This is a genomic window from Micromonospora sp. CPCC 205554 (assembly GCF_036902745.1).
GTDB classification, from domain to species: domain Bacteria; phylum Actinomycetota; class Actinomycetes; order Mycobacteriales; family Micromonosporaceae; genus Micromonospora; species Micromonospora tulbaghiae.
This window is the reverse complement of record NZ_JBAKHP010000010.1, coordinates 42,168-66,838: the sequence shown is the minus strand read 5'-3', so window position 1 is coordinate 66,838 and position 24,671 is coordinate 42,168. Positions and strand designations below refer to the sequence as shown.

The window sequence follows — 24,671 nt, the reverse complement described above, 5'->3', positions numbered from 1 at the left end:
TAGAAATCGCTCTCAGAGAGCGCTCTCCCGGTCCCGTCCCCGCAGAGAGGCACCCCGAATGAACCCGATCCCGGCGGCCCCGGCCGCCTCCGTCACCGTGCCCCGACCGCGCCGCCGGCTCGCCCTGGCCGCCGGCGTCCTCGCGCTCACCACAGCCCTCGCGGGCGTCTCGATGACCGCCCAGGCGGCGGTGCCCCCGACGCCGTCCGGCTGGAGCCTGGTGTGGAGCGACGACTTCACCGGCTCGGCCGGCACGCTGCCCTCGTCCGCCAACTGGATCATCGACACCGGCACCAGCTACCCGGGCGGCCCGGCCAACTGGGGCACCGGCGAGATCCAGACCTACACGTCCAGCACCGCCAACCTGGCTCACGACGGCTCGGGCAACCTGCGCATCACGCCGCTGCGTGACTCGGCCGGTCGCTGGACCTCGGCCCGGATCGAGACGGTGCGTTCGAACTTCAAGGCGCCGTCGGGCGGCGTGCTGGCCCTGGAGGGCCGGATCCAGATGCCGAACGTGACCGGCGCGGCGGCCTCCGGCTACTGGCCGGCGTTCTGGGCGCTCGGTTCGCCGTACCGGGGCAACTACCAGAACTGGCCGGGCATCGGCGAGTTCGACGTGATGGAGAACGTCAACGGGATCAACTCGGTCTGGGGTGTGCTGCACTGCGGCGTCGCGCCGGGCGGCCCGTGCGGGGAGTTCAACGGCATCGGCGCGTCCCGGGCCTGCCCGGGCAGCACCTGCCAGTCGGCCTTCCACACCTACCGGTTCGAGTGGGACGCCTCGGTCAGCCCGCAGCAGCTGCGCTGGTACGTCGACGGCCAGCTCTTCCACACCGTCGGGCAGAACCAGGTCGGTGAGCCGTACTGGAGTCAGATGACCAACCACGCCGGCTACTTCCTGCTGCTCAACGTGGCGATGGGCGGCGGATTCCCGGACGGCGTGGCCGGCTCGGCGACGCCGACCGCCTCGACCGTGCCCGGCCGGTCCATGCTCGTCGACTACGTGGCCGTCTACACCCGGGGTGGCGGGAGCAACCCGTCGCCCACGCCGACCACGCCGCCGCCGGGCGGGGTGCGGGACGCGTACGCGACGATCCAGGCCGAGTCGTTCAACGCGCAGAACGGCGTGCAGGTGGAGACGTGTGCCGAGGGCGGCCAGGACATCGGCTGGCTCGCCAACGGCGACTGGGCCCGCTACGACAACGTCGACTTCGGCTCGACGCCCCCGCGCGACTTCGTGGCCCGGGTCGCCTCCGGCGCGGCGTCCGGGGTGAGCGGGCTGGTGGAGGTCCGGGTGGACAGCCCGACCGCGCCGCCGATCGGCAGTTTCGCGGTCGGCAACACCGGCGGCTGGCAGACCTGGCGCTCGGTGCCGGGCAACGTCGGCGCGGTGACCGGCCGGCACACCGTCTACCTGACGTTCAGCAGCGGCCAGCCGTCCGACTTCGTCAACGTCAACTGGTTCACCTTCCGCCGCTGAGCCCGGTCGAGACGCGGCCCGGACCCCTCCGGGGTTCGGGCCGCACCGGTGCTGGACAGAAACAGTTAACACTCCTAATAATAGGCGCACGTCGACGGTTGTGAATTCCTCTCCGCCCCCGCCCGTCCCCTGGAGGACGCCGTGAGACTCCGCCCCCGCCTGGCGACGCTCGCCGCCGCGCTGACCACAGCCGTGGTCGCCGGTGCCCTGCTCGCCGCGCCGCCCGCCTCCGCCGCCACCGCCGCCTTCGTCCGCACCTCCAGCTGGAGCAGCGGGTACGAGGCACGGTTCACCGTCACCAACGACAGCTCCGCCGCGATCTCCTCGTGGAACGTCCAGTTCGACCTGCCGGCCGGCAGCACACTCGGCTCGTTCTGGGACGCCCGGCTGACCACCTCCGGCCAGCACGTCACCGCCGTCAACCAGTCCTGGAACGGCGCGCTCGCCCCGGGCGCCAGCACCAGCTTCGGCTTCGTCGTCAGCGGCACCGGCGACCCGGTGAACTGCACGGTCAACGGCGCCTCCTGCACCGGCGGCGGCAACCCCGGCAACCCGGGCGCACCGGCCACGCCGGGCGGGCTGCGGGTCACCGGCACCACCGCGTCGTCGGTCTCGCTCGCCTGGAACGCGGTCTCCGGCACCGTCACCGGCTACCGGGTGTACGAGGGCAGCACGGTCAGGGCCACCGTCACCGGCACCTCGGCCACCGTCTCCGGGCTGGCCGCGTGCAGCGGACACAGCTACACCGTGACCGCGTACAACGGCACCGGCGAGTCGGCGAAGTCGGCGGCGGTCGCGGCCACCACCAGCGGCTGCACCGGCGGCGGTGGCGCGATGGCCGCCGCCCCCTACCTCTACCCGGGCTGGGGCGACCCGCCCGCGCCGTCCACCGTGATGGGCGCGACCGGGATCAAGTGGTTCACCATCGCGTTCGTGCTCTCCGGCGGCGGCTGCACCCCGGCCTGGGACGGCACCGGCCCGCTGACCGGTGGCACGCACGCCGCCACCATCGCCGCGATCAAGGCGGCCGGTGGCGACGTCATCCCGTCCTTCGGCGGCTGGAGCGGCAACAAGCTCGGCCCGAACTGCTCGACCGCCGCCGCGCTGGCCGGCGCGTACCAGCAGGTCATCAACGCGTACGGGCTGAAGGCGATCGACATCGACATCGAGAACAGCGACGAGTTCGAGAACGAGGTGGTGCAGGACCGCATCCTGGACGCCCTGAAGATCGTCAAGCAGAACAACCCGGGCATCAAGACGATCATCACGTTCGGCACCTCGACCACCGGGCCGTCGTACTACGGCACTCGGCTGATCAACCAGGCCGCGGCCAAGGGCGCCGGGATCGACGTGTTCACGATCATGCCGTTCGACTTCGGCGGCGGCGCGAACATGTACCAGAACACCGTGAACGCGGCCGAGGGCCTGAAGACCGCGCTGAAGAACGCGTTCGGCTGGTCCGACGCCACCGCGTACGCGCACATGGGCCTGTCCGGCATGAACGGCCTCTCCGACCAGCAGGAACTGACCTCACCGGCCACCTGGACGCAGATCCGCGACTGGGCCAAGGCCCGCGGCCTGGCCCGGTTCACGTTCTGGTCGGTCAACCGGGACCGGCCCTGCCCGGGCGGCGGCGTGGTCGCCAACTGCTCCGGCATCGCGCAGAACACCTGGGAGTTCACCGGCATCACCGCGGGCTTCTGAGCCCGCGCGGCGGTCAGCGCCCGGTGGTCACCGACTGCCGGGCGCGCCGCCGGCGCACCTTCTTCACCGCCCAGCTCACGATCATGAAACCGAAGACGGCGAAGATCGCGTAGTTGAACCACTGGCTGTACTTGTCGACGTCCTCCCACCGCGACCCGAGGGTGAACCCGGCGCCGACGATCAGGGCGTTCCAGACCCCGCTGCCGAGCGTGGTGAGCAGGATGAACTCACCGAGCGGCATCCGGTTGGCGCCGGCCGGGATGGAGACCAGGCTGCGCACCACCGGCACCACCCGGCCGATCAGCACCGCCCACCGGCCGTGCCGCTCGAACCACCGGTCGGCCTTCTCCAGGTCCTCCAGGTCGACCAGCGGGATGTGGTCCAGCCAGCGCTTGAGCCGGTCCTCGCCGAGCGCCGCGCCGAGCCAGTAGAGCACCAGCGCGCCGAGCAGCGAGCCGACAGTCGCGGCGACCACGATCAGCACCACGTTGAACCGGCCCTCGGCGGACAGGTAGCCGGCCATCGCCAGCACGATCTCGCTCGGGATGGGCGGGATGATGCTCTCCAGCGCCACCAGCAGCGCCACACCGACCGCGCCGAACGAGTCGATCACGCTCGCCACCCAGCCGGTCAGCCCGGTGAACTGGTTCGGGTCGACGTCCTGGGCCAGGGCCATGGCGGTCCTTCCACGCGAGAGCCGGAGATCCGAAGGTGTTACCCGGACCGGCGGCCGCCACACCTGTGACTCAGCCCTCCGGGTGCAGCGCGGCGTCCGCCGGACCCCGCCGCCAGCCGGTGAAGCGGACCAGCAGGCCGCCCCGGCTGGGCGAACAGCAGTACGGCCCGGCCGAAGCCGCCGCCGCCGGATCGAGCGGGGCGACGCGGACCAGCCGCCACGGCTCGCCCTCGCACCGGGCCCGCACGGTCAGCGCGTCGCCGGCCCGGCTCACCCGGACCGTCACCTCCCGGCCCGACCAGTCCGGCACCGGCGCCACCGACCAGTCGGAGAACTCGTCGGTGACCACGGCGCCCACCTGCGGCGAACCGTCGCTCACCTCGACCCCGGCCTTGGTCCACCGCCGCTCGTCCACCCGCACCAGCACGCCGGCCTGGTCGAACTGGACCGAGTAGTCGAGCCGGAACGACACCTCCACGGCGCTGCCCACCGGAAACGGAGCGAGCAGCGCCGAGCCGTCGTCGTGCACGAAGCCGTAGCTGGTGCGCCGCCAGAAGTCGCTGCCGCCGCGCGGCTCGACCAGCAGGCCGCCGCCGACCGGCTCGGCCCGCTCGGGCGGGTTCAGCCAGGTGCCGGCGAACCAGTCGTACGCCTCCTCCTCCATTCCGGCACCGTACCGGGTTTGCCGCCGCGCGCGTTCGGAGAAGTAGTAGCCGCATGGGTGACAGGTGGTATCAGGAGGCGGTCGTCTACTGCCTCGACGTCGACACGTACGCGGACTCCGACGGCGACGGGGTGGGTGACTTCCAGGGGCTGATCGGCCGGCTCGACTACCTGGCCCGCCTCGGCGTGACCTGCCTGTGGCTGAACCCGATCCACCCCTCGCCGAACGAGGACGACGGGTACGACGCGACCGACTTCTACAACGTGGACCCGCGGCTGGGCACGCTCGGCGACTTCGCCGAACTGCTGCACCAGGCGAGCAACCGGGGCATCCGGGTGATCATCGACCTGGTGGTCAACCACACCTCGGACCAGCACCCGTGGTTCCAGTCCGCCCGGTCGTCGCCCGACTCGCCGTACCGGGACTGGTACGTCTGGGCCGAGCACGAGCCGGACGACCGCCACCAGGGCATGGTCTTCCCGGGGGAACAGCACGAGACCTGGACCTACGACCGGACCGCCAAGGCGTGGTACTACCACCGCTTCTACAAGTTCCAGCCGGACCTGAACATCGAGAACCCGCGGGTCCGGGCGGAGATCAAGAAGATCACCTCGTTCTGGCTCCAGCTCGGCGTCTCCGGTTTCCGGATGGACGCGGTGCCGTTCATCATCGAGCGCACCGAGCCGGGCAACCCGAACTCACCGAAGGACTTCGACTTCCTCACCGACCTGCGCCAGCACGTGCAGTGGCGGCGCGGCGACTCGGTCCTGCTGGCCGAGGCGAACGTCGAGCCGGACGAGCTGCCGGTCTACTTCGGCGACGGCAGCGGCTCGGGCAACCGGATCCACATGCTGTTCGACTTCATGCTCAACGGCCGGCTGATGCTCGCTCTGGCCCGGGAGGACCCGGAAGTGATCATCGAGGCGTTGCGCGACACCCCGAAGCTGCCCACCGGCGGCCAGTGGGCCACGTTCCTGCGCAACCACGACGAGATCGACCTGTCCCGGCTCACCGCCGACCAGCGCAACGACGTGCTGGCGAAGTTCGGTCCGGACGAGAACATGCAGCTCTACGGCCGGGGCATCCGCCGGCGGCTCGCGCCCATGCTCGGCAACGACCGCCGGCACATCGAGCTGGCGTACTCGTTGCAGTTCTCGCTGCGCGGCACGCCGGTGCTGCGCTACGGCGAGGAGATCGGCATGGGGGAGGACCTGTCGCTGGACGGGCGCGACGCGATCCGTACCCCGATGCAGTGGTCCTACCAGGACAACGCCGGCTTCTCCACGGCGGAGCCGGAGAAGCTGGTCCGTCCGGTGATCGACAAGGGCGAGTACGGCTACCAGAACGTCAACGTCACCGCCCAGCGCAAGGACCCGCGTTCGCTGCTCGGCTGGTTCGAGCGGATGATCCGGACGCTGCGGGAGGCGCCGGAGACCGGGTCGGGCAGCACCACCCACATCGACGTGCCGATGCCGCCGGGCGTGCTCGCGCACCGCGCCGACGGGCGTACCGGGACGATGGTGTTCCTGCACAACCTCGGCACTGAGGACGTCGAGGTCGACCTGAGCACGCTGGCGCCGGAGGCGGACCTGCCGATCGACGTGCTGAGCGACCGCAACTACGAGGACGTGGGCAAGCTCGACCGGCTCAAGCTCGGCGGGTACGGCTACCGGTGGATCCGGCTCTGCCGGGGCCACGAGCGGTAGGGGGCGGCGTACCGGCGGGTTAAGCTCCTTCGATCGAGCCACAAGTTACCGGGAGGTAAGCATGTCGGAGGAGCCCCGCGTCGCCATCGTGACCGGAGCCGCGCGCGGCATCGGGGCGGCGACCGCCCGCCGGCTGGCGGCCGACGGCATGGCCGTCGCCGTGGTCGACATCGACGAGTCCGCCACCAAGGAGGCGGTGGACGCCATCGGCTCGGCCGGCGGCCGGGCGCTCGGCGTCGGCGCCGACGTGTCCGACCGGGCCCAGGTCGAGGCCGCCGTGGAACGGATCGCCGCCGAACTGGGCGCGCCGACCGTGCTGGTCAACAACGCGGGTGTGCTGCGCGACAACCTGCTGTTCAAGATGACCGACGGCGACTGGGACACGGTCATGGGCGTGCACCTGCGCGGGGCGTTCCTGTTCAGCCAGGCCGCACAGAAGCACATGGTCGAGGCGAAGTGGGGCCGGATCGTCAACCTGTCCAGCACCTCCGCCCTCGGCAACCGGGGCCAGGCGAACTACTCGGCCGCCAAGGCCGGCCTCCAGGGCTTCACCAAGACGCTGGCGATCGAGCTGGGGCCGTTCGGCGTGACTGTCAACGCGGTCGCGCCGGGCTTCATCGTCACCGACATGACCGCGGCGACCGCGGCGCGGATGAAGGTCGACTTCGACGACCTGCAGAAGCACGCCGCCGCCGAGATCCCGGTACGCCGTCCCGGCCGCCCGGAGGACGTCGCGCACACCATCTCGTTCCTGGCCAGCGAGGGCGCGTCCTTCGTCTCCGGCCAGGTCATCTACGTCGCGGGCGGTCCGAAGGACTGACCGGCCCCACCCGGCGCGGGCTCGCTCAGGCGGGGTCGCGCCGGGTGCGCCAGAGCCAGAACAGGCCGAGCACCGGCAGCACCAGCGGCACGTAGCCGTAGCCGCTGCCGAAGTCGGACCAGACCGTCTCGTCCGGGAACAGCTCCTTGTCGGCGATGCTCAGCACGCCCACCCCGAGCACCCCGGCGAGTTCGACGGTGCAGCAGGCGAGCGCGATCCGGCGGCCGGCGTGCCCGGCCCGGGCCAGCCCGACCGCCGCCACGATGTAGATCAGCGCGGCGAGCGCGGAGAGCAGGTACGCCACCGGTGCCTCGTCGAACTTGGTGGCGATCTGCAACCCGGCCCGCGAGGTCGCGGCGATGGCGAAGAGGATGTAGACGGCGATCAGCAACCGGCCCGGCCCGCGGTTGGTGGCGCGTTGCTCGGTCGTGGTCTCAGCCACCGAGGGCCTCCCAGGTCTGCTGGAGGCGTACCGCCACCACGGGCGTGACCAGGCAGATCGCGCAGACGATGCCCGAGCCCCAGCGGGTCGGCTCCATCCGGGCCAGCACCCAGGCCAGCGGCGGCAGGCAGACGAGCGTCGCCAGGTAGCCGAAGAACGCGCCCGGCTCGCCCGGCCGGTCCCCGCCGCCGAGCGCGACGAGCGCCGTCACGGTGAGCGCGAGCAGCGCCACCTCCAGCACGGCCAGGCCGATGAACTGGATCCGGTCCGGCGGCCGGTGGCGTACCGCCGCCACCAGGGCCCATACGGCGACCGCCAGCGAGATCACGATCGCGACCGTGGCGAGCGGCCCGTCCACCGGGGAGGCGGCCGCCGCGCTGGTCGTCGACACGGTGTCGTTCACCGGCACAGCCTACTAACCGGTGTAGTAGCGGCTCGCCCGCCGGGTCGGGGCGCGCCGGACGGGCCGGGGGACTAGCGTGGATCACGGTCCCGGCGTACGCCGGTGGCGGACGTCGACGGCAGGGGGGTCGGGGTGCGGTTCGGGTTGTTCGGCACGGGTTACTGGGCGGCGGAGACGCACGCCGCGGCCATCGAGGCGCACCCGCGGGCCCGGCTCGCCGGCGTGTGGGGGCGCAACCCGGCGAAGGCTGAGGAGCTGGCCACCCGGCACGGCGTACCGGCCTTCACCGACGTCGACGCGCTGATCGACGCCTGCGACGCGGTCGCCGTGGCGCTCCCGCCGGACGTGCAGGCCGACATCGCCGTCCGGGCCGCCACGGCCGGGCGGCACCTGCTGCTGGACAAGCCGCTGGCGCTCGACCTCGCCGACGCCGACCGGGTGGTCGCCGCGGCGCAGGCGTCCGGGGTGGCGTCGGTGGTCTTCTTCACCCAGCGCTTCCACCCGAACGTCACCGGCTTCCTCGCCTCGACCGCGGCGGCCGGCGGCTGGCAGCACGCCCGCGCCACCATGTTCGCGTCGATCTTCCAGCCCGGGAACCCGTACGGCGACTCGACCTGGCGGCGGGAACGCGGCGCGCTCTGGGACATCGGGCCGCACGCGTTGTCGCTGATCCTGCCGGTGCTCGGCCGGGTCACCCGGGTCGCCGCGATGGACGGTCCGAGCGGCCTGGTGCACCTGCTGCTCACTCACGACGGCGGCGCGACCAGTTCGCTCTCGCTCACCCTGGACGCGCCGTCCGAGGCGGTCACCCGGGACTTCGTCTTCTTCGGCGAGAACGGCACCGAGACCGTGCCGCCCGGCGACGGCAGCGCGCTCCAGGCGTTCGGCGCCGCGCTCGACCAGCTTCTGGAGGAGGTCGACGCCGGCACCCGCGACCACCGGTGCGACGTGCGGTTCGGCCGCGAGGTGGTCGCGGTGCTGGACGCCGCGCAGACCGCCCGGGCGCAGGGACGCACCGTCGACCTGTAGAAAACCGGTCGCCCGGGCCGGGCCCGGTCGTTAGCGTGGCGGCATGTTCACGCATGCCCTGATCCGCGTGGCCGCCGCGCCGGCCGCGTGTGGGCTCCTCCTGGACGCCCGTCCGCGGTTCCGGCGCCCGGCCCTGGCCGGCCGGTACGCCGCCCGCGTCTGACCCGACCCCCGGTTCCCGACCCGCCCCGAAGGGCGCCGGTCGCGCCACCTCGCCGAGGTGGCGGTACCCGTGGTTCGACCACGCCACCTCGCCGAGGTGGCGGTCTCCGGCATGCGCCGCGTCCCGGCCACTGTCCAGGGTCGTCCGAGTCCCGATCCGCTCGGACCGCCCGCTCGATCCGCCCCACGCCGCCTCGACGGCGGGGCGACACCCGCGCAGCGGTCCGTACCCGTCGCCGTCCGGCGACAGACAGGACGAACCCGTGGCGCCCCGCCGAACCACCGCACGCGACCGGTCCCGTCGCGTACTGTCCCAGAACTTCCTCGCCGACCCGGCCGCCGTCGCGCGGATGGTCCGCGCGGTCCGGTCCGGCCCGGACGACCTGCTGCTGGAGGTCGGTGCCGGTCGCGGCCGGCTGACCCGGCCGCTCGCCGCGCGGTGCGGGCGGCTGATCGCGTACGAGGTCGACCCGGCCGTGCTGCCCGAGCTGACAGCGGCCTGCGCTCCGCTGCCGAACGTCGAGGTACGGGCGGCCGACTTCCTGGCCGCGTCCCCGCCCGCCGGTCCGTTCTCGGTGGCGGGCAACATCCCCTGGTCCCTCACCGCGGCGGTGGTCCGCTGGTGCCTGTCCGCTCCGCGGCTGCGTGCCGCGACGCTGCTCACCCAGCTCGACTACGCCCGCAAGCGCACCGGCGACCACGGCCGGTGGAGCCGGCTGACGGTGCTCACCTGGCCCGAGTACCACTGGCGGCTGGCCGGGCGGGTGCCCCGGGCCGCGTTCCGGCCGGTGCCGGGCGTGGACGGGGGCATCCTGCGGCTGGAGCGCCGGACGACGCCACTCGTGGCGCCGGCGGCGCTGCCCGCGTACCGGCGGATGGTGGAGCTGGGCTTCGGCGGAGCCGGCGGCTCGCTCGCGGCCTCGCTGCGCGCGGGCCATCCCCGGCCGCGGGTCGACGGCGCGTTGCGGGCCGCGCGGATCGCGCCGGACACCCCGGTCGGGCTGGTCTGGCCGGAACAGTGGCTGGTGCTGTTCCGGCTGCTGCACGCGCCGCTCAACCGGCGAGCGTGACGAGCGCCTCGACCAGTTCGGCCGGGGTGTCGAACTCCTCGGCCGGCAGCGTGCGCAGCCGCTGGAGCGTCTCGGTGCTGGCGCCGTTCTCCTGGCCCCAGCGGACCAGGTCCTCCCGGGAGACCGGGTAGTCCAGCCCGGCCAGGAACTCCTGCAACTGCGCGCCGGTGACGGTCATGCCGCCCGGCTACCCGCTGGGCCCGGCGGCATGCCCGCTGCCGCCGGGCCGCGGCGGCGGTTTGTCCCGGCGGGCCCCGGGTAGCCGCTGACATGCTGGTACAGCGGCTCGGCGCGCCGAGCGACTTCGACCCCTTGCTGGACCGCGTGCGGGACGCCCGGGTGGTGATGATCGGCGAGGCGACGCACGGCAGCTACGACTACTACCGGCTGCGGGAACAGTTGACCCGGCGGCTCATCGCCGAACAGGGGTTCGACTTCGTGGCGGTGGAGGGGGACTGGCCGGACTGCGACCGGGTGCACCGGTCGGTGGTCGGCGCGCCGGACGGGCTCGCCGATCCGCTCGCCGCGCTGGAACAGTTCGAACGCTGGCCCACCTGGATGTGGGCGAACGCCGAGGTGGCCCGCTTCTGCCGCTGGCTGCGGGCGTGGAACCTGGAGCGCCCCGAGGGGGAGCGGGCCGGCTTCCACGGGCTGGACGTGTATTCCCTCTGGGAGTCGATGCAGGCCATCTTCGACTACCTCGGTGAGGAGGATCCGGCCTCGCTGGAGGCGGCCCAGGAGGCGTACCGCTGCTTCGAGCCGTACGGCAAGCGGCCCGAGGAGTACGGGATGGCCAGCCGGTTCGTCTCCGCCCGGTGCGAGGAGGAGGTGGTCCGGCTGCTGGCGCGTACCCGGGAACAGGCCGCCGCGGACGGCCCGGACCGCTTCTCGGCCTGGCAGAACGCGGAGGTGGTGGCCGGTGCGGAACGGTACTACCGGGCCATGGTCGGCGGCGGGCCCGAGTCGTGGAACGTGCGCGACGTCCACATGGCCGACACGCTCGACCGGCTGCTCGACCGGTACGGGCCGGGCTCGCGGGGCATCGTGTGGGCGCACAACACGCACGTCGGCGACGCCCGCGCCACCGACATGGCGGCGGACGGCATGGTCAACATCGGGCAGCTCGGCCGGGAACGGCACGGCCGGGACGCGGTGGCGCTGATCGGCTTCGGCAGCTTTCGCGGCAGCGTGGTGGCCGCGCCGCGCTGGGGCTCGCCGGCCGAGACGATGGTGGTGCCGCCGGCCCGGGAGGGTTCGGTGGAGCACCGGCTGCACGAGCTGATGCCGGACCGTGCGGTGCTGGTCTTCGGCGGCGACGACCAGCCGGAGTGGGTGACCGGCGAGGCGGACCACAGGGCCGTCGGGGTGGTGTACGACCCGAGCTTCGAGTCCTGGGGCAACTACGTGCCGACCCGGCTGGGTGAGCGCTACGACGCGTTCATCTGGTGCGACGAGACGACAGCGCTGCACCCGCTGCCGGCCTGTGTCACACCCGGTGAGATGGAGACGTATCCGGCGGGGGTGTGACCGGGTGGGGCCCCGGCGGGGCCCCACCCGTGCGGATCACACGTTCGCGTGCTGCTTCTCGGCGAGGTGGGCGCGCAGGCCCTCACCCTCGACGTCCACGTTGGGCAGGATCTTGTTCAGCCAGCGCGGCAGCCACCAGGCGGCATTGTTCAGCAGCGACATCACCGCCGGCACGATCGTCATCCGGACCACGAACGCGTCGATGGCGACACCGATCGCGAGCGCGAAGCCCATCGACTTGATGATCGGGTCCTCCAGGAAGACGAAGCCGCCGAACACCGAGATCATGATGAGCGCGGCGGCGGTGACCACCCGGGCGCCGTGCCCCATGCCGTTGATGGTGGCCTGCTGCGCGGTGTCGCCGTGCACGAAGTCCTCGCGCATCCGGGAGACCAGGAAGACCTCGTAGTCCATGGCCAGGCCGAACAGGATGCCGATGAGCAGGATCGGCAGGAAGCTGACCAGCGGGGCCGGGGTGTCCAGGCCGACCAGGTCGGCCAGGTGGCCCTGCTGGAACACCGCCACGGTGATGCCGAACGTGGCCGCTACGGTGAGCAGGAAGCCCAGCGCCGCCTTGACCGGCACCAGGATCGACCGGAACACGAGCATCAGCAGCAGGATCGACAGGCCCACCACCAGCAGCAGGTAGACCGGCAGCGCGTCGGAGAGCTTCTCCGACACGTCGATGCCGACCGCGGTGACGCCGGTGAGCAGCACGTCGGCGTTCTGGATGCCCGACACCTGCTTGCGGATGTCGTGCACCACCGTCTCGGTGGCCTCGTCGGTCGGCCCGGTCTTGGGGATCACCCCGATGAGCGCGGTACGGCCCGACGGGTCGACCTGCGGCGGGGCCACCGCCAGCACCCCGTCGGTCTTCTGCACCAGCGCGGTCACCTGCGGGATGGCGGCCTGGGTTGCCTGCGGGGAGTCGGCGGTGACCACGACCGCGAGCCGGCCGGTGAAGCCGGGGCCGAAGCCCTCCCGGATCAGGTCGCTGCTGACCCGGGCCGGAGTGCCCTCGGCGGCGGCGGAGGCGTCCGGCAGCGCCAGGCGCATGTCCTGGGCGGGGATCGCGAGCAGGCCGAGGCCGAGCAGCCCGACCAGGATGACCGGGATGCGGAGCTTGGTCACCCACCGGGCCCAGCGGAAGCCGAAGCCGGAGCGGTCCTCGGAGCCGGTGGCCGGGTCCTCGACCGCCTTCCGGTCGCGCAGCTTGCGCGGCAGCACCTTGTGGCCGGCGAAGCCGAGCAGTGCCGGGGCCAGCGTGATCGCCACCAGCACGGCGATCGTGACGGTGCCGGCCGCGGCCAGGCCCATCACGGTGAGGAACGGGATGCCCACCACGGCCAGGCCGGCGAGCGCCACCACCACGGTCGCGCCGGCGAAGACCACAGCCGAGCCGGCGGTGCCGACCGCGCGGCCGACCGCCTCCTCCGGGGACAGCCCGTCGAGCAGGTTCTGCCGGTGCCGGGAGGTGATGAACAGCGAGTAGTCGATGCCGACCGCGAGCCCGAGCATCAGCGCCAGGATCGGCGCGGTGCTGGTCAGTTCGACCGCGCCGCTGAGCGCGAACAGACCGGCCATGCCGACGCCGACGCCGATCAGCGCGTTCAGCATGGTCATCCCGGCCGCCACGAGCGAGCCGAACGTGATCACCAGGACGATCGCCGCGACCAGCACGCCGATCGCCTCGGTCGAGCCGACCTCCGGCTCGGCGTTGAGCACCTCACCGCCGGGGGCGATCTGCCAGCCCTGCGCCTCGGCCTGCGCGCCGACCTTCTCGTACGCGTCGCGCTGCTCGTCGGTGACCTCGTCCGCGCCGCCGGCGAACTGCACCTGGATCAGCGCGTACCGGCCGTCCGGGGTGAGCGCCTGCGCCTGGTACGGGTCGACCGCGCCGACCACGCCGGGGAGCGTGGCCGCCTCCTCCGTGACCTGCTTGACCACCGCCTGTCCGGCGGGTGAGGTCAGCGCGCCGTCCTGCGGCGCCTTGACCGCGATCGTGCCGGTGGCGCCGCTGGCCGCCGGGAAGCGGTCGGCGAGCAGGTCGATCGCCTTCTGCGACTCGGTGCCCGGCATGGTGAAGTTGCTCGCCGTCGGGCCCTTCAGCGTGGCCGCGGCCAGGCCGAGGCCGACGAGTACGACGAGCCAGACGACGGCGACGAGTCGCCGCCGGCGCAGGGATGCCCGGCCGAGCCGGTACAGCAGGGTCGCCATGGACCTTCCTTGTCCTCGCAGGTTCGGATCAGGTGGTGACTTCGAGCGCGCGGTACGCCACGGCGAGCAGCGCGGGTCGCAACTGTTCGTCGGGGATGTCCAGGAACTCGCCGCAGGTCTCGGCGATGCCGGCGAGCACGACGAGCGCCGCGACGCGTGCCTCCGGACGGTCGGAGAAGCCGGCGAACGCGGCGACGAGTCGTTCGGAGATCTGCTGGATGTGGGCGAACGCGGGCTGCTGGAGCAGGTCGGGGAACTCTCCCCGGAGCAGCGCGATCTCCCGGCGGAAGCGGACCGCCAGGTCGACGAAGCCGTCCGCGGCGACGCGCTGGGCCTCGCCGCCGGTGTGCGCGGCGATTCGGGCGTCCAGCTCCTCCAGCACGGTGATGGCCGGGGCCATCAGCTCGCAGAGCAGGGCGTCCTTGCTGGCGAAGTGGTAGAGCACGGTGGCCTTGGAACAACCCACCTCGCGGGCGATGTCCTGGAGTGAGGTGCCCTTGTACCCGGTGACGGCGAAGCGGCGAGCGGCCGCGGTCAGCAGCTCGTCGTGGGTGGCGGTGGTGGGTCGCGCCATGTCCTCCAGCATGCCTGACCGATCGGTCAGGTGCTGACCGATCGGTCAGATCCCTTGCGTGGCGTTCGCCACAACGGCCTGTTTCCGCAGGTCAGGTCGGTGTTCCGGTCCAGTCGGCCAGCCATTCCCCGGACCAGGTGAGCGCGCCGGAGCGCAGGTCGGCGACGAGTCCGCGTACCCAGTCCAGCTCGGCGCGGAGCAGGGTCAGCTGGTACTCGTCCTCGACCAGGAAGAGCCGGGGCAGTCGTACCCCGGCCAGCGCCGCCTCACGCTCGCGCAACCGTGCCTCGATGGCGCCCGCCCGCTCGTCGAGCCGCCGGGCCGCCTCCTCGGGCGGCAGGATCGGCAGGAACGACAGCGCGGCGGGGAACTCCGGGAACTCCCGGGCGGGGGTGGCGAGCGCGTCGGCGAGCCACCCGTCGAGCGTGCGGCGGCCGGCCGGCGTGAGCGCGTACACGGTGCGCTCCGGCCGCCCCTCCTCGCGCCTGGTCTCGGCCACCCGGATCAGCTCGTCGCGGCGCAGCCGCTCGATGGTCTGGTAGATGCTGTTGCGCTGCGCGACGTTCACCACGTCCTGCTTCTCCCGCTCCCGGATGAGCTGCTGCATCCGGTACGCGTGCATCGGCTCCTCGACCAGGAGGGCCAGCACCATCATCGCCAGCGGCGAGCGACGAACCGTCATGGCATCACCCTAGGTGCCCCCTGTCGCGCCATAGTCATTTTATGTATAGTCATCACATGACTAAAGCTGTCGTCGTCGGCGCCGGACTGGCCGGCCCGGTCGCCGCCATGGCGTTGCGGCGCGCCGGCATCGACGCCTCGGTGTACGAGGCGTACCCGCGGGATGCCGTCGGGGTGGGCGCGTTCCTGACGCTCTCGGCCAACGGGCTCGACGCGCTGCGCGCGATCGACCTCGACGACCTGGTGGCCGGGCTGGGACACCCGACGCCCCGGATGCTCATGCACAACCACAGGGGGCGCCGGCTCGCCGAGTTCGGCGCCCCCGGCAGCCGTACGGTCGGCCGTTCCGACCTCTACCGTGCGCTGCGCGACGAGGCGCTGCGCCGGGGCGTCGAGTTCGTCCACGGCGCCCGGCTGACCGGCGCCGACACGACCGACGGCGGTGTGACCGCCCGGTTCGCCGACGGCCGCACCGCTCACGGCGACCTGCTCGTCGGCGCCGACGGGCTGCGCTCCCGGGTCCGCGTGCTGATCGACCCGGCCGCCCCCGCGCCGCGCTACGTACCGCTGCTGAACGCCGGTGGCTTCGCCCGCGGGCTGCGCCTGCCCGACGAGCGCGGCGTGATGCAGATGATGTTCGGCCGGCGCTGCTTCTTCTGCTGGATCGTGGTGGGGGAGGACGAGGTCTGGTGGTTCGCCAATCCGCCGCAGCCGGTCGAGCCGAGCCGGGAACAACTCGCCGCGATCGGCCCGGACGAGGCCCGGTCCCGGCTCCGCGCGCTGCTCGCCGCCGATCCGGGACCGGCGACGCGGATCCTCGACCACACCGCGCGGATCGAGTACGGCTGGCCGACGTACGACCTGCCCTCGGTGCCGGTCTGGCACCGCCACCGCATGATCGTGATCGGAGACGCGGCGCACACCGCCGCCCCCTCCTCCGGGCAGGGCGCGGCGATGGCCTTCGAGGACGCCGTCCAGCTCGCCCGCTGCCTGCGCGACCTGCCGGACGTGCCGGCCGCGTTCCGGGCCTACGAGCGGCTGCGCCGCGACCGGGTGGAGCGGGTGGTCGCGCAGGGGCGGCGGACCAGCACCACGAAGGTCGCCGGACCGGTCGGACGGCTGGTCCGGGATCTGGGCATGCCGCTCGCCGCCCGCTACCTGGCGCGCGACGGCGGCGCCGCCCAGGCCTGGCTGGTCGACCACCACATCGACTGGGCGACTCCGGTACGGGACTGAGTCAGGCCGGTGGGCCGCCGTGCCTGCGGTCGTACTCGGCCCGGGCCGCGCTGATCGCCTCGCGGTGCCGCTCCGCCCAGCTCGTCAGCGCCACCAGCGACTCGTACAGCTCCCGGGCCATCGGCGTGGCCGTGTACTCCACCTTCGGCGGCACCGTGGGATGCACGTGCCGGTCCAGCAGCCCGTCCCGCTCCAGGTTGCGCAGCGTCAGCGTGAGCATCCGCCGGCTGATTCCCTCCACCCGGCGCTCCAGCTCGGTGAAGCGGACCGGGCCGGCCGAGGCGGCGATCAGGATGCCGATGGCCCACTTGCCGCCGACCCGGTCCAGCGCCTCCCGCACGGTGCAGGCGCCGGCCTGCTCCGCCGCGCCGGACCCGCACCCGTCCGCCTCTGCCTCACCCACGCCCCGATCGTCGCAGGTGCGCGGCGGCGAGGCGCGCCGGGCACCGTGTCGGGGTTGCCGAGCCGGGCCCGGCCCGGGATGGTGGTCCGATGGGCGCCGACGAGACCCGGGCCGGAGTGTCGCTGACCAACCTCGACCAGCCGCTGTTCGACGGCGCCGGGGCGACCAAGCGCGACCTGGTCGACTACCTCGACGCGGTGAGCGACCGCATCCTGCCGGAACTGCGCGACCGGCCGCTGTCGGTGCTGCGGGTGCGGCCCGGCCAGGAGCCGTTCATGCAGAAGAACCTGCCGAAGTACACGCCCGACTGGGTGCGCCGCACCGAGGTGTGGGCGGAGGCGTCGCACCGGCGGATCTCGTACGCCCTCTGCGACGACCGCCGGACGCTGCTCTGGTTCGCCAACCAGCGGGCGGTGGAGTACCACCCGACGCTGGCCCGCGCCGGGCAGACCGAGCACCCGTCCCACCTGGTGCTCGACCTCGACCCGCCGGAGGGGGACGTCTTCGGCGACGTGGTGCGGGTCGCGCTGCTGGTGCGGCAGGCGCTCGCCGACGCCGGGCTGGCCGGGGCGGTGAAGACGAGCGGCGCCAAAGGGCTGCACGTGATCGTGCCGGTCGACCCGGCCACCACCGCCGAGGAGGCCGCCGCGGCGACCCGGGCGCTCGCCGCCCGTACCGAACGGCTCGACCCGGCGGCCGCGACCACCGCGTTCATCGTCGCCGACCGCGGCGGCCGCGTCTTCGTCGACTCCACCCGGGCGTACGGCGCGACGGTGGTGGCCGCCTACAGTCCCCGGATCCGGCCCGGCGCCCCGGTGTCGTACCCGGTGGGCTGGGCCGACCTGGAGAGCGCGAGCCCGGCCGACTTCACCGTGCGGACCGTGCCCGCGCTGCTCGGCGACCGGGATCCCTGGGCGGAGGCGATGCCCGCGCCGCAGCGGCTGCCGGCGGAGCTGGTCGAGCACGGCCGGACCATCCCGGTGGCCCGGGTGCAGGCGATGCACGAGGGCAAACGTCGCGCGAAGGCCCGCCGCGAGGCCGGGTGACGCGGGTCCGCGTCAGCGACGCCGGGTCGCCGTCGCCGGTGGCCGCTTGCCCCAGGTGAACGCGATGAGCACCACGGCAAGAGCCCAGGTGACGATCATCGTCCAGATCGGGCGGGTCTCGGTGGCCGCGCCGACGAACCCGCCGATCGCGTAGCTGACCAGACAGAGCAGGCCGGTCGCGGCGAGCCGCCCGGCCGCGCTGCGGCCCTGCGGCTCGAACACCCAGTCGGCGATGCCCTTCGTGGTGCGCAGCACGGTGCCGGTCTGGTACGACGTGGCGGTCTGCACGCCGAACGTGCGGACGACGAGCCCGCCGAGGATGCCGACCGGGAACGCCAGCAGCGCGGTCAGGATCGTGCGCTCGGTCAGCGAGTCGCGCCCCGAGTCGAGGGACCGGTCCACCAGCCCCCAGAGCACGAGCAGCGCCAGCATGGCGAGCAGTTCCATCCCTGGCGGGGTGAGCGGGCCGGCCGGGCGGAGGCGGCGGATCCCGGCGCCGAGCAGACCGCCGAGACCGAACGCGACAAGCGACGCCACCGCGGCCGGCCAGGGCGGAAAGTGATCGGCGGCACCCATTCCGACGAACGCCACGTTGCCGGTCTGGATACCCACGAACACCTTGTACTTGAGGAACGAAAAGGCGTCTACCACGCCGGCGAGGCCGGTGGCGAGCGCAAGTGCCAGAAACGGGATGTGGAAGTCGTGTTCCCCCACCCGCCAGCGATCCTCCGCGTTATTGGACATCTCGCTCTCTACCCCCGGTCGCACCCGTGAAACGGTGCGGCGCGCGATGCGCGGAGGTGCCGGGAAAAGGGTTTCCCGTCCTTTCCGGTGAATAGCGCGATCGCGTTATTCACCGGGGGGATCCGATTCGGCAGCATCGCAATTGCGTCTCGACGGCGAGACTCGAAGCCGAAGGAGGCCGAGAGCATGTTCGTGCTCCCCGTCGCCAGAATCCGCGTCTCGTTCTATTCGCTCGCGGTCCTGGCCGTCGCCGGAGTCGCCACCGGTGCTCCCTTCTGGAGCATCGCGGCGTCGCTGTTCCTGTGTGTCGCGACTCCGCTCGCGGTGGCCTTTCACAGCCCGGAACACCTGCGGGCGTTGTTCGTCCCGTCCCGGGCCGCCGAGCCGGCGGCCCTCACCCGGAAGGACATCCGTCATGCCCAGATCCACTGACCCTGTCGGCAAGGGGTCGGCGAAGGACCACTCGATGGTCGGCACGGTCCCACGCAACCCGGCGATCGACGAGACGCACCCGGACCTGGTGAACCCGCCGTCGACCGACCACGGCCTCATGCCGAACCTGGTGTTCCCGTTCTCGCTGGCGCACACCCGCCGGGAGAGCGGCGGCTGGACCCGGGAGGTCACGAACCGCCTGCTGCCGATCGCCCACGACCTGGCGATCGTGAACATGAAGCTCGACCCCGGCGCCTACCGGGAACTGCACTGGCACATCCAGTCCGAGTGGGCCTTCATCCTGTCCGGCAGTTGCCGGATCGCGGCGGTGGACCAGGAGGGACGCAACTTCCTGGAGGACGTCAAGGCGGGTGACCTCTGGTATTTCCCGGCCGGCATCCCGCACCACATCCAAGCGTTCGAGGAGGGCGTCGAGTTCCTGCTCGTCTTCGACGACGGGTGCTACTCCGAGGACGGGACGTTCCAGGTGACCGACTTCTTCGCGCACGTGCCGCGGGAGGTCATCGCCAAGAACTTCGGCTGGACCATGCAGCAGATGGCGAACTTCCCGGCCGAGTCCGAGCGGTACATCTTCCCGGGGCAGGTGCCGCCGCCGCTGGCCGAGGACCGGGTCTTCAGCCCGACCGGCGACGTGCCCCGCACGTTCAAGCACAGCCTGCTCGCCCAGACACCGGAGAAGTTCGAGGGCGGCAGCGTACGGATCGCCGACTCGAGCAACTTCGCCGCGGCGGTCACCACCACCGCCGCGCTGGTGGAGATCGAGCCCGGCGCGATGCGGGAACTGCACTGGCACCCCAACGGGGCGGAGATGCAGTACGTCATCTCGGGCAAGGGGCGGATGGGCGTCTTCGCCAACCACGCCACGGCCCGCACCTTCAACATGGAGACCGGCGACGTCGGCTACGTGCCGATCTCCATGGGCCACTACATCGAGAACATCGGCGACAAGCCCTTCGTCTATCTGGAGCTGTTCCGGACCGCGAAGTTCGAGGACGTGTCGCTCGCGCAGTGGCTGGCGAACATCCCGCCGGAGGTGGTCGCCGACACGATCAACGTGCCGCGCGAACTGATCGAGGCGCTGCCGAAGACGAAGAGCCCGCTGCAACGGCACTGAGCACGCGCCTGAGCGCGGACGCCACAGGGCCGTGGCGTCCGCGCTCAGGCACCGTCCCGGGACTCCCAGACCAGCGCCAGCTCCACCCGGTTGCGGACGCCGAGCTTCGCGTAGATCGAACGCAGGTGGGTGTCGACGGTGTGGAACGACACGAACAGGTCCCGGGCCGCCTCCTGCTTGGTCATACCGACCGCGAGCAGCTCGGCCACCCGTACCTCGGCGGGGGTCAGCGCGGCCACGGCCGGGCGGCAGGCGTCGTCACCGGCCGCGCCGTCGGGCTCCCACGTCCCGTCCCCGGCACCCATCCGGGTGTACATCGCGGCACACTCGGCGAGCAGGCCGGGCGCCTCCGCCGGCGGCAGCCCGGGCGACCGCGCCAGGTCGTGCAGCGCGTCGGCCAGGGCCGGCCGGGCGGAGGTGGTGCGGAGCAGCCGTACCGCCGCGCGCAGCGCCGCCGGATCACCGGTCAGCAGCCCGTCGGCCTGGTGCGCCACGCCGCGCCAGAGCGCGTTGTTGGTCATGCCGGCGGCCCGCTTCAGGTGATCGGCGAGGGTCTCGGCCCGCTGCCGGTCGCCGAGCGCCAGCGCCGCGCGGACCAGGCGCGGGCCGTGGTGCGGCACCAGCAGCAGCGGAGCCGTCGACCGGTCCGGCATGACGAACGCGGCTCCCAGCAGCGCCGCGTGCCGGCCCGGTTCCGGGTCGCCCGCGGCGGCGCAGCCGAGCCGGAACCACTGCATGTCGTCGGGCCAGCCCACGGCGGGGCGTTCGTCCGCCAGCAGCGCCCGGGCCGCGGACACCTCACCCCGGCGCAGCAGCACCTCCACGACCGTGGCGAGCAGGTCCACCCGGGCCTGCGCCGGCAGGGCGGCGCCGCGTCCGGCCAACGCGAGCCGGGCGCGTGCCTGTGCCTCGGCGAGTTCGCCCGTGGCGAGCCGCAGGACGCAGTCCAGCGCGGTCACCAGCGGCTGCCCCACCGTGCCGAGCGTGTCGATCTCCGCGGCGACGCTGTCGAGCGCGGTCGCCGCGTCGACGTACCGGCCGAGCGCGATCTGGTTCGCCACCCGGTCGACGCGCAGGAAGACCGCCTGCATGCGGGCGGCGGGCTCGCCCGCGTCCACCTCCCGCAGGATCCGCGCGGCGCGGGGCAGGTCGCCGGCGGCCGTGGCGCGGGACGCGTTCGCCAGGGCCAGCCGGATTCCGCCGCCGGGGGAGGGGCTGCGCTCGTGCGCCCGTTCCGCCGCCGCCACCAGCTCGGTGGCGTCGGGATGCCCGAAGCGGGCCGCCAGCGACGCCAGCATGGTGAGCGTCCAGCTCCGTCCGGCGGCGTCCAGCTCCTGGTTCAGCGCCCGCCCGAGGTACGTCAGGGACAGCGAGGGGCGCTGGGTCGCGTAGTACGCCCCGAGCCGCCCGAGAAGCATCGCCCGCTGACGTGGCCCGTACCGGTCGGCGGCGACCTCCCGGTGCAGCATGCGCAGCGTCTCGTCCACCCGGCCGGCCAGGTAGAGGTTGTCGGCGACGTCGACCAGCCAGGCCAGGCGCGCGTCGGCCGGGCCGGGCACGGGGACGGCGAGCAGCAGATCCGCGGCGAGGCTGGGACCGACCGCCGGGTCGCCGGCCAGCCGCGCGGCGAGCGCCCGCGCGGACCGGCTCACCGCCGGCAGGACCCGCAGGAGCTGCCGGGCGGCCTGCGCCGAGCGCCCGGCGTCGGCCAGCACCTCGGCCGCCGCCTCGCGCAGCGACTGGCGTACCGACGGCGGAGTGTCCCGCAGGACGTCGTCGCGCAGCGCGATCGAGGCCAGCCGCAGCCCGGCGGCGGTGTCGACGAGGAACCCGCGCGAGATCAGCTCCTCCGCCGTCGCGTCGACCGGCTCGTCCGGCGTGGTGCCGGTGCGAGCGGCCACCGCTTCGAGGAACCACAGGCCGCAGGGGGCGTCGGCGACGGCGACGCCGCGCAGGACCCACCGTTGTGCGGTGGTCAGCGACGACGCGACGCCCGTGTGCATCTTGGGACGGTTGGTCGACGGCGTCTCGGGCAACTGGCTCACCTTCGCAGGTGCTGTGGTTCGACCCGTTCACCGCGAGGTTAGCCAGCTCGTGACCTGCCCATCCGCGAATCGGGGACAAAGGTGAAAGCGGTTCGCCGGCGCGGAAGCTAGATCATCCGGCGCCGGACCCGCCAGACCACCACACCGATCAGGATCGCCGCGACGGCGACGAACAGGGCCGCCTCGATGAGCTGGAACGTCCAGAACCGGTCGGCCGGGTGGTAGACCCCGAACTGCTGGATGCCCCGCGCGTGCAGGAACTGGTTGAGATTGCTGCCGGCCCGGTTGGCTGCGTCCTCCAGTTCGTAGTACTCGGCGCTGCTCAGCCTGTGCCCGGTGGAGTCCGCGTAGCCGCGTTCGATCACCCAGTCGGCGACACCGGGCACGAGCCGGTGCCCCGCCTGACCCGTCGAGCCGCCGGCGGGGACCGGCTCCATGGACGTGAGCGGCGTGGCGTACGCGGGACGGGCCAGCAGCGCCACCGACATCCGGGCGGCGAGGAACGCCCCGAACGCGACGCCGAACGCGGGCAGGCTGCGCCGCAGGATCGCCCCCGCCGCGGTGGCGACACCGAACGCGAACAGCGCGTACGCCACCGGAACGAGTCCCTCCAGGTCGAAGGCGTCGTACTGGAACCGCCCCTCCCACGCGTCGAACGGCTGACGGAACCAGGTGAGCACCGCGGTGAACATCCCGGTGAGCACGACTGTGACGCCGGCCAGTGCCCCGAGCTTGGCCGCCAGCCAGCGCATCCGCGGCACGGCCTGGGTCCAGGCGAGCTGCCAGGTGCCGTCCTCCAGCTCGCGCGCGAGCAGCGGCGCACCGAGGAACGCGCCGATGACGACGGGGACCAGGTAGAAGGCCGCCAGCAGGTTCTCGACGTACCCGAACCCGTCGTCGAGGCGGCGGAAGGAGGCCGCGCAGGCCTCGTCGACACCGGCCTGTCCCGCACAGCGGGCGGCGCCGCCCGGGAACAGGTCGTGGGCCTGCGTCCCGAGCACGAGCAGGGCGATGCCGAACAGGCCGACGAGCAGGCCCAGGACGCAGACCTCGGTCCGGTGCTGGCGCCAGATCAACCACGTCACGCCGCCACCCCCGACGGGACACCGGCGCCCGGCTCGGACGGCCGGCGCAGGTACGCCAGCACCAGCTCCTCCAGCGCGACCGGCCGGGCCTGCCACCCGGGCGCGGCCGGGATCCCGCCGTCGCGTACCAGCAGGGTCGTGTGCCGGTCGCTGTGGACGGCCTCCACGACGGCGCCGGCCCGGTCGAGGTCGTTCGTCGTGCGCGGGCCGACGAGCAGCCGGTGCTCGGCGAGGAGGGTGTCGATGTCACCGGTGAGCGTGACCCGGCCCTGGTTGAGCACGACCAGGTGGTCGCAGACGCGCTCCAGTTCGTGCACGACGTGGGAGGAGAACAGGACGGTCACCCCGCCTTCGGCCACCGCGCCCATGAGGACCTGGAGGAACTCGTGCCGGGCCAGCGGGTCGAGGCTGGCCACCGGCTCGTCGAGGACGAGCAGGTCCGGCCGCTTCGCCAGGGCCAGAGCCAGAGCGACCTGGGCCTGCTGCCCGCCGGAGAGCGAACCGGCCCTGCGGTCGAGCGGGATGCCCAGCTTCGCCAGCCGGCGCTCGGCCAGCCCCTGGTCGAACCGCAGGTTGCAGGCACGGCCGAAGCGGAGCATCTCGGCGACTGTGAAGCGCTTGTACAGCGGGTGGTCCTGGGCCAGGAACCCGACCCGGGACAGCGTCTGTGGGGTGCTGGCCGTGACGTCGCGGCCGAGGACCTCCACCGTGCCGGTGCTCGGCGCCAGCAACCCGACGACCAGGCGCAGCAGCGTGGTCTTGCCCGCGCCGTTCGGCCCGACCAGGGCGATCACGCCGCCCGTCGGCAGCGACAGGGTGCAGTCGCGCAGCGCCCAGCCCTTGCGGTATCGCTTGCCCACGCCGTGGGTCCGCAGCGCGAAGTCGGTCGCCGTCACGCCACGTCCTCGTTCCTGGTCTGCTGGTGGACGGAGGTGAAGAGCGCGTCGACCGCCTGCTCGTCGAGGCCGGCCGCGTAGGCGCGGCGCAACCAGGTCGCCAGGCCGCGGCGCAGCGACGTGTACGTCGACGCCGACATCGCGGCCGACTGCTGTTCGTTGACGAACGTGCCCTGGCCGGGCCGGCCGGTGACCAGGTTCTCCTGCTCCATCTGCCGGTACGCCTTGGCGACGGTGTTCGGGTTGATCGCCAGGTCCTCGACCACCTCGCGGATGAGCGGGAGGCGGTCACCGGGTTGGAGGAAGCCCAGCAGCACCGCCTGGCGGACCTGCTGGACGAGTTGCAGGTACGGCGGCACGCCGGAGTGGGTGTCGAGCCGGAAGACGAACACGGTGCTCCTCACTGCTTTACTAGTAACGTAGTAAAGCAGTGGATGGTGGTCAAGGAGCCGGCTCGCCCGCCAACGGAACGAGCCCGGCAGCCAAGTGGC

At 72.8% G+C, this 24,671-nt stretch carries 24 protein-coding genes and 1 pseudogene; 11 read left to right on the top strand and 14 right to left on the bottom strand.

The genetic code is table 11. From position 1 onward, the window contains the following. Positions 1–58 precede the first annotated feature (58 nt). Together V6U82_RS15905 and V6U82_RS15900 are read left to right on the top strand one after the other, a co-directional pair. Positions 59–1,483 carry a carbohydrate-binding protein gene (locus tag V6U82_RS15905; RefSeq protein WP_334461933.1) on the top strand — a complete coding sequence of 475 codons (1,425 nt, stop codon included), beginning with the start codon at positions 59–61 and terminating at the stop codon, positions 1,481–1,483. A gap of 141 nt (positions 1,484–1,624) precedes the next feature. Then, the gene (locus tag V6U82_RS15900; RefSeq protein ID WP_128136560.1) at positions 1,625–3,187 is read left to right on the top strand and encodes a cellulose binding domain-containing protein; all 1,563 of its coding nucleotides are present in this window, start codon (positions 1,625–1,627) and stop codon (positions 3,185–3,187) included. A gap of 13 nt (positions 3,188–3,200) precedes the next feature. Here V6U82_RS15900 and V6U82_RS15895 read toward each other — a convergent pair whose 3' ends face one another. Together V6U82_RS15895 and V6U82_RS15890 are read right to left on the bottom strand one after the other, a co-directional pair. Continuing rightward, positions 3,201–3,863: a DedA family protein gene (locus V6U82_RS15895; protein WP_334461932.1), complete on the bottom strand. Its 663-nt coding sequence runs from the start codon at positions 3,861–3,863 to the stop codon at positions 3,201–3,203. 70 nt (positions 3,864–3,933) lie between these two features. Continuing rightward, positions 3,934–4,527, bottom strand: coding sequence for a DUF1349 domain-containing protein (locus tag V6U82_RS15890; protein ID WP_334461930.1), 594 nt, complete (start codon positions 4,525–4,527; stop codon positions 3,934–3,936). Between the two features lie 53 nt (positions 4,528–4,580). Here V6U82_RS15890 and V6U82_RS15885 point away from each other — a divergent pair, with 53 nt between their 5' ends. Both V6U82_RS15885 and fabG read left to right on the top strand, forming a co-directional pair. Then, a complete protein-coding gene (locus V6U82_RS15885) occupies positions 4,581–6,233 on the top strand; it encodes an alpha-amylase family protein (protein ID WP_128136558.1) in 1,653 nt (550 codons plus the stop codon). Between the two features lie 61 nt (positions 6,234–6,294). After that, entirely contained in the window at positions 6,295–7,053 is a 759-nt protein-coding gene (fabG, locus tag V6U82_RS15880) for a 3-oxoacyl-ACP reductase FabG (RefSeq protein WP_128136557.1), read from the top strand. Here the strand turns inward: fabG and V6U82_RS15875 are convergent. Continuing rightward, positions 7,026–7,495: pseudogene (locus V6U82_RS15875) on the bottom strand (hypothetical protein). The gene fabG and the pseudogene V6U82_RS15875 overlap by 28 nt on opposite strands. Continuing rightward, positions 7,488–7,898: a hypothetical protein gene (locus tag V6U82_RS15870; RefSeq protein ID WP_121683832.1), complete on the bottom strand. Its 411-nt coding sequence runs from the start codon at positions 7,896–7,898 to the stop codon at positions 7,488–7,490. Before V6U82_RS15870 ends, V6U82_RS15875 begins: the two are co-directional and overlap by 8 nt. A gap of 132 nt (positions 7,899–8,030) precedes the next feature. Between V6U82_RS15870 and V6U82_RS15865 the strand changes: the two genes are divergently transcribed. Then, on the top strand, positions 8,031–8,927 hold the full coding sequence (locus V6U82_RS15865) for a Gfo/Idh/MocA family protein (protein WP_334462155.1): 897 nt from the start codon (positions 8,031–8,033) through the stop codon (positions 8,925–8,927). 425 nt (positions 8,928–9,352) lie between these two features. Further along, a complete protein-coding gene (gene erm / locus V6U82_RS15860) occupies positions 9,353–10,159 on the top strand; it encodes an ErmE/ErmH/ErmO/ErmR family 23S rRNA (adenine(2058)-N(6))-methyltransferase (RefSeq protein WP_334461927.1) in 807 nt (268 codons plus the stop codon). Here the strand turns inward: erm and V6U82_RS15855 are convergent. Then, entirely contained in the window at positions 10,143–10,337 is a 195-nt protein-coding gene (locus tag V6U82_RS15855; protein ID WP_091422483.1) for a DUF2795 domain-containing protein, read from the bottom strand. The genes erm and V6U82_RS15855 overlap by 17 nt on opposite strands. A gap of 92 nt (positions 10,338–10,429) precedes the next feature. On the opposite strand from V6U82_RS15855, the gene V6U82_RS15850 reads away from it, so the two are divergent. Then, entirely contained in the window at positions 10,430–11,686 is a 1,257-nt protein-coding gene (locus tag V6U82_RS15850) for an erythromycin esterase family protein (RefSeq protein WP_334461925.1), read from the top strand. A gap of 36 nt (positions 11,687–11,722) precedes the next feature. On the opposite strand, the gene V6U82_RS15845 is transcribed toward V6U82_RS15850, so the two are convergent. The 3 genes from V6U82_RS15845 to V6U82_RS15835 all read right to left on the bottom strand — a co-directional run bounded on the left by V6U82_RS15845 (position 11,723) and on the right by V6U82_RS15835 (position 15,159). Next, positions 11,723–13,903: an MMPL family transporter gene (locus V6U82_RS15845; protein ID WP_334461923.1), complete on the bottom strand. Its 2,181-nt coding sequence runs from the start codon at positions 13,901–13,903 to the stop codon at positions 11,723–11,725. Positions 13,904–13,931: 28 nt separating this feature from the next. Beyond that, a complete protein-coding gene (locus tag V6U82_RS15840) occupies positions 13,932–14,477 on the bottom strand; it encodes a TetR/AcrR family transcriptional regulator (protein ID WP_128136554.1) in 546 nt (181 codons plus the stop codon). 91 nt (positions 14,478–14,568) lie between these two features. Next, positions 14,569–15,159, bottom strand: a complete 591-nt coding sequence (locus tag V6U82_RS15835) for a PadR family transcriptional regulator (RefSeq protein WP_334461921.1) — start codon at positions 15,157–15,159, stop codon at positions 14,569–14,571. 56 nt (positions 15,160–15,215) lie between these two features. On the opposite strand from V6U82_RS15835, the gene V6U82_RS15830 reads away from it, so the two are divergent. Continuing rightward, a complete protein-coding gene (locus tag V6U82_RS15830) occupies positions 15,216–16,394 on the top strand; it encodes an FAD-dependent oxidoreductase (protein ID WP_334461919.1) in 1,179 nt (392 codons plus the stop codon). A gap of 1 nt (position 16,395) precedes the next feature. Here V6U82_RS15830 and V6U82_RS15825 read toward each other — a convergent pair whose 3' ends face one another. Continuing rightward, entirely contained in the window at positions 16,396–16,797 is a 402-nt protein-coding gene (locus tag V6U82_RS15825; protein WP_334461917.1) for a winged helix-turn-helix transcriptional regulator, read from the bottom strand. An 89-nt stretch (positions 16,798–16,886) separates the two neighbouring features. Between V6U82_RS15825 and ligD the strand changes: the two genes are divergently transcribed. Continuing rightward, positions 16,887–17,843 carry a non-homologous end-joining DNA ligase gene (ligD, locus tag V6U82_RS15820; RefSeq protein ID WP_334461915.1) on the top strand — a complete coding sequence of 319 codons (957 nt, stop codon included), beginning with the start codon at positions 16,887–16,889 and terminating at the stop codon, positions 17,841–17,843. A gap of 12 nt (positions 17,844–17,855) precedes the next feature. Here ligD and V6U82_RS15815 read toward each other — a convergent pair whose 3' ends face one another. Then, on the bottom strand, positions 17,856–18,587 hold the full coding sequence (locus V6U82_RS15815) for a DUF1275 family protein (protein WP_334461913.1): 732 nt from the start codon (positions 18,585–18,587) through the stop codon (positions 17,856–17,858). A 186-nt stretch (positions 18,588–18,773) separates the two neighbouring features. On the opposite strand from V6U82_RS15815, the gene V6U82_RS15810 reads away from it, so the two are divergent. After that, the gene (locus V6U82_RS15810; RefSeq protein WP_334461911.1) at positions 18,774–19,019 is read left to right on the top strand and encodes a hypothetical protein; all 246 of its coding nucleotides are present in this window, start codon (positions 18,774–18,776) and stop codon (positions 19,017–19,019) included. Further along, positions 19,003–20,154: a cupin domain-containing protein gene (locus tag V6U82_RS15805; RefSeq protein WP_334461909.1), complete on the top strand. Its 1,152-nt coding sequence runs from the start codon at positions 19,003–19,005 to the stop codon at positions 20,152–20,154. Before V6U82_RS15810 ends, V6U82_RS15805 begins: the two co-directional genes overlap by 17 nt. Positions 20,155–20,198: 44 nt before the next feature. On the opposite strand, the gene V6U82_RS15800 is transcribed toward V6U82_RS15805, so the two are convergent. The 4 genes from V6U82_RS15800 to V6U82_RS15785 form a co-directional block, all read right to left on the bottom strand. Next, on the bottom strand, positions 20,199–22,199 hold the full coding sequence (locus V6U82_RS15800; RefSeq protein ID WP_334461907.1) for a helix-turn-helix transcriptional regulator: 2,001 nt from the start codon (positions 22,197–22,199) through the stop codon (positions 20,199–20,201). Positions 22,200–22,306: 107 nt separating this feature from the next. Then, positions 22,307–23,284, bottom strand: a complete 978-nt coding sequence (locus tag V6U82_RS15795; RefSeq protein ID WP_128136659.1) for an ABC transporter permease subunit — start codon at positions 23,282–23,284, stop codon at positions 22,307–22,309. Continuing rightward, positions 23,281–24,180: an ABC transporter ATP-binding protein gene (locus V6U82_RS15790; protein ID WP_334461905.1), complete on the bottom strand. Its 900-nt coding sequence runs from the start codon at positions 24,178–24,180 to the stop codon at positions 23,281–23,283. The genes V6U82_RS15795 and V6U82_RS15790 overlap by 4 nt, the downstream gene beginning before the upstream one ends. Then, on the bottom strand, positions 24,177–24,572 hold the full coding sequence (locus tag V6U82_RS15785) for a GntR family transcriptional regulator (RefSeq protein ID WP_046568276.1): 396 nt from the start codon (positions 24,570–24,572) through the stop codon (positions 24,177–24,179). The genes V6U82_RS15790 and V6U82_RS15785 overlap by 4 nt, the downstream gene beginning before the upstream one ends. Positions 24,573–24,671: the final 99 nt, after the last annotated feature.

What these genes read in the sequence shown, in the direction of transcription:
- V6U82_RS15905 (WP_334461933.1), top strand. Translation starts at nt 59, where the DNA reads ATGAACCCGATCCCGGCGGCCCCGGCCGCCTCCGTCACCGTGCCCCGA.
- V6U82_RS15840 (WP_128136554.1), bottom strand. Translation starts at nt 14,477, where the DNA reads ATGGCGCGACCCACCACCGCCACCCACGACGAGCTGCTGACCGCGGCC.
- V6U82_RS15885 (WP_128136558.1), top strand. Translation starts at nt 4,581, where the DNA reads ATGGGTGACAGGTGGTATCAGGAGGCGGTCGTCTACTGCCTCGACGTC.
- ligD (WP_334461915.1), top strand. Translation starts at nt 16,887, where the DNA reads ATGGGCGCCGACGAGACCCGGGCCGGAGTGTCGCTGACCAACCTCGAC.
- V6U82_RS15805 (WP_334461909.1), top strand. Translation starts at nt 19,003, where the DNA reads ATGCCCAGATCCACTGACCCTGTCGGCAAGGGGTCGGCGAAGGACCAC.
- fabG (WP_128136557.1), top strand. Translation starts at nt 6,295, where the DNA reads ATGTCGGAGGAGCCCCGCGTCGCCATCGTGACCGGAGCCGCGCGCGGC.
- V6U82_RS15815 (WP_334461913.1), bottom strand. Translation starts at nt 18,587, where the DNA reads ATGTCCAATAACGCGGAGGATCGCTGGCGGGTGGGGGAACACGACTTC.
- V6U82_RS15895 (WP_334461932.1), bottom strand. Translation starts at nt 3,863, where the DNA reads ATGGCCCTGGCCCAGGACGTCGACCCGAACCAGTTCACCGGGCTGACC.
- V6U82_RS15835 (WP_334461921.1), bottom strand. Translation starts at nt 15,159, where the DNA reads ATGACGGTTCGTCGCTCGCCGCTGGCGATGATGGTGCTGGCCCTCCTG.
- V6U82_RS15855 (WP_091422483.1), bottom strand. Translation starts at nt 10,337, where the DNA reads ATGACCGTCACCGGCGCGCAGTTGCAGGAGTTCCTGGCCGGGCTGGAC.
- V6U82_RS15830 (WP_334461919.1), top strand. Translation starts at nt 15,216, where the DNA reads ATGACTAAAGCTGTCGTCGTCGGCGCCGGACTGGCCGGCCCGGTCGCC.
- V6U82_RS15850 (WP_334461925.1), top strand. Translation starts at nt 10,430, where the DNA reads ATGCTGGTACAGCGGCTCGGCGCGCCGAGCGACTTCGACCCCTTGCTG.
- V6U82_RS15890 (WP_334461930.1), bottom strand. Translation starts at nt 4,527, where the DNA reads ATGGAGGAGGAGGCGTACGACTGGTTCGCCGGCACCTGGCTGAACCCG.
- V6U82_RS15810 (WP_334461911.1), top strand. Translation starts at nt 18,774, where the DNA reads ATGTTCGTGCTCCCCGTCGCCAGAATCCGCGTCTCGTTCTATTCGCTC.
- V6U82_RS15845 (WP_334461923.1), bottom strand. Translation starts at nt 13,903, where the DNA reads ATGGCGACCCTGCTGTACCGGCTCGGCCGGGCATCCCTGCGCCGGCGG.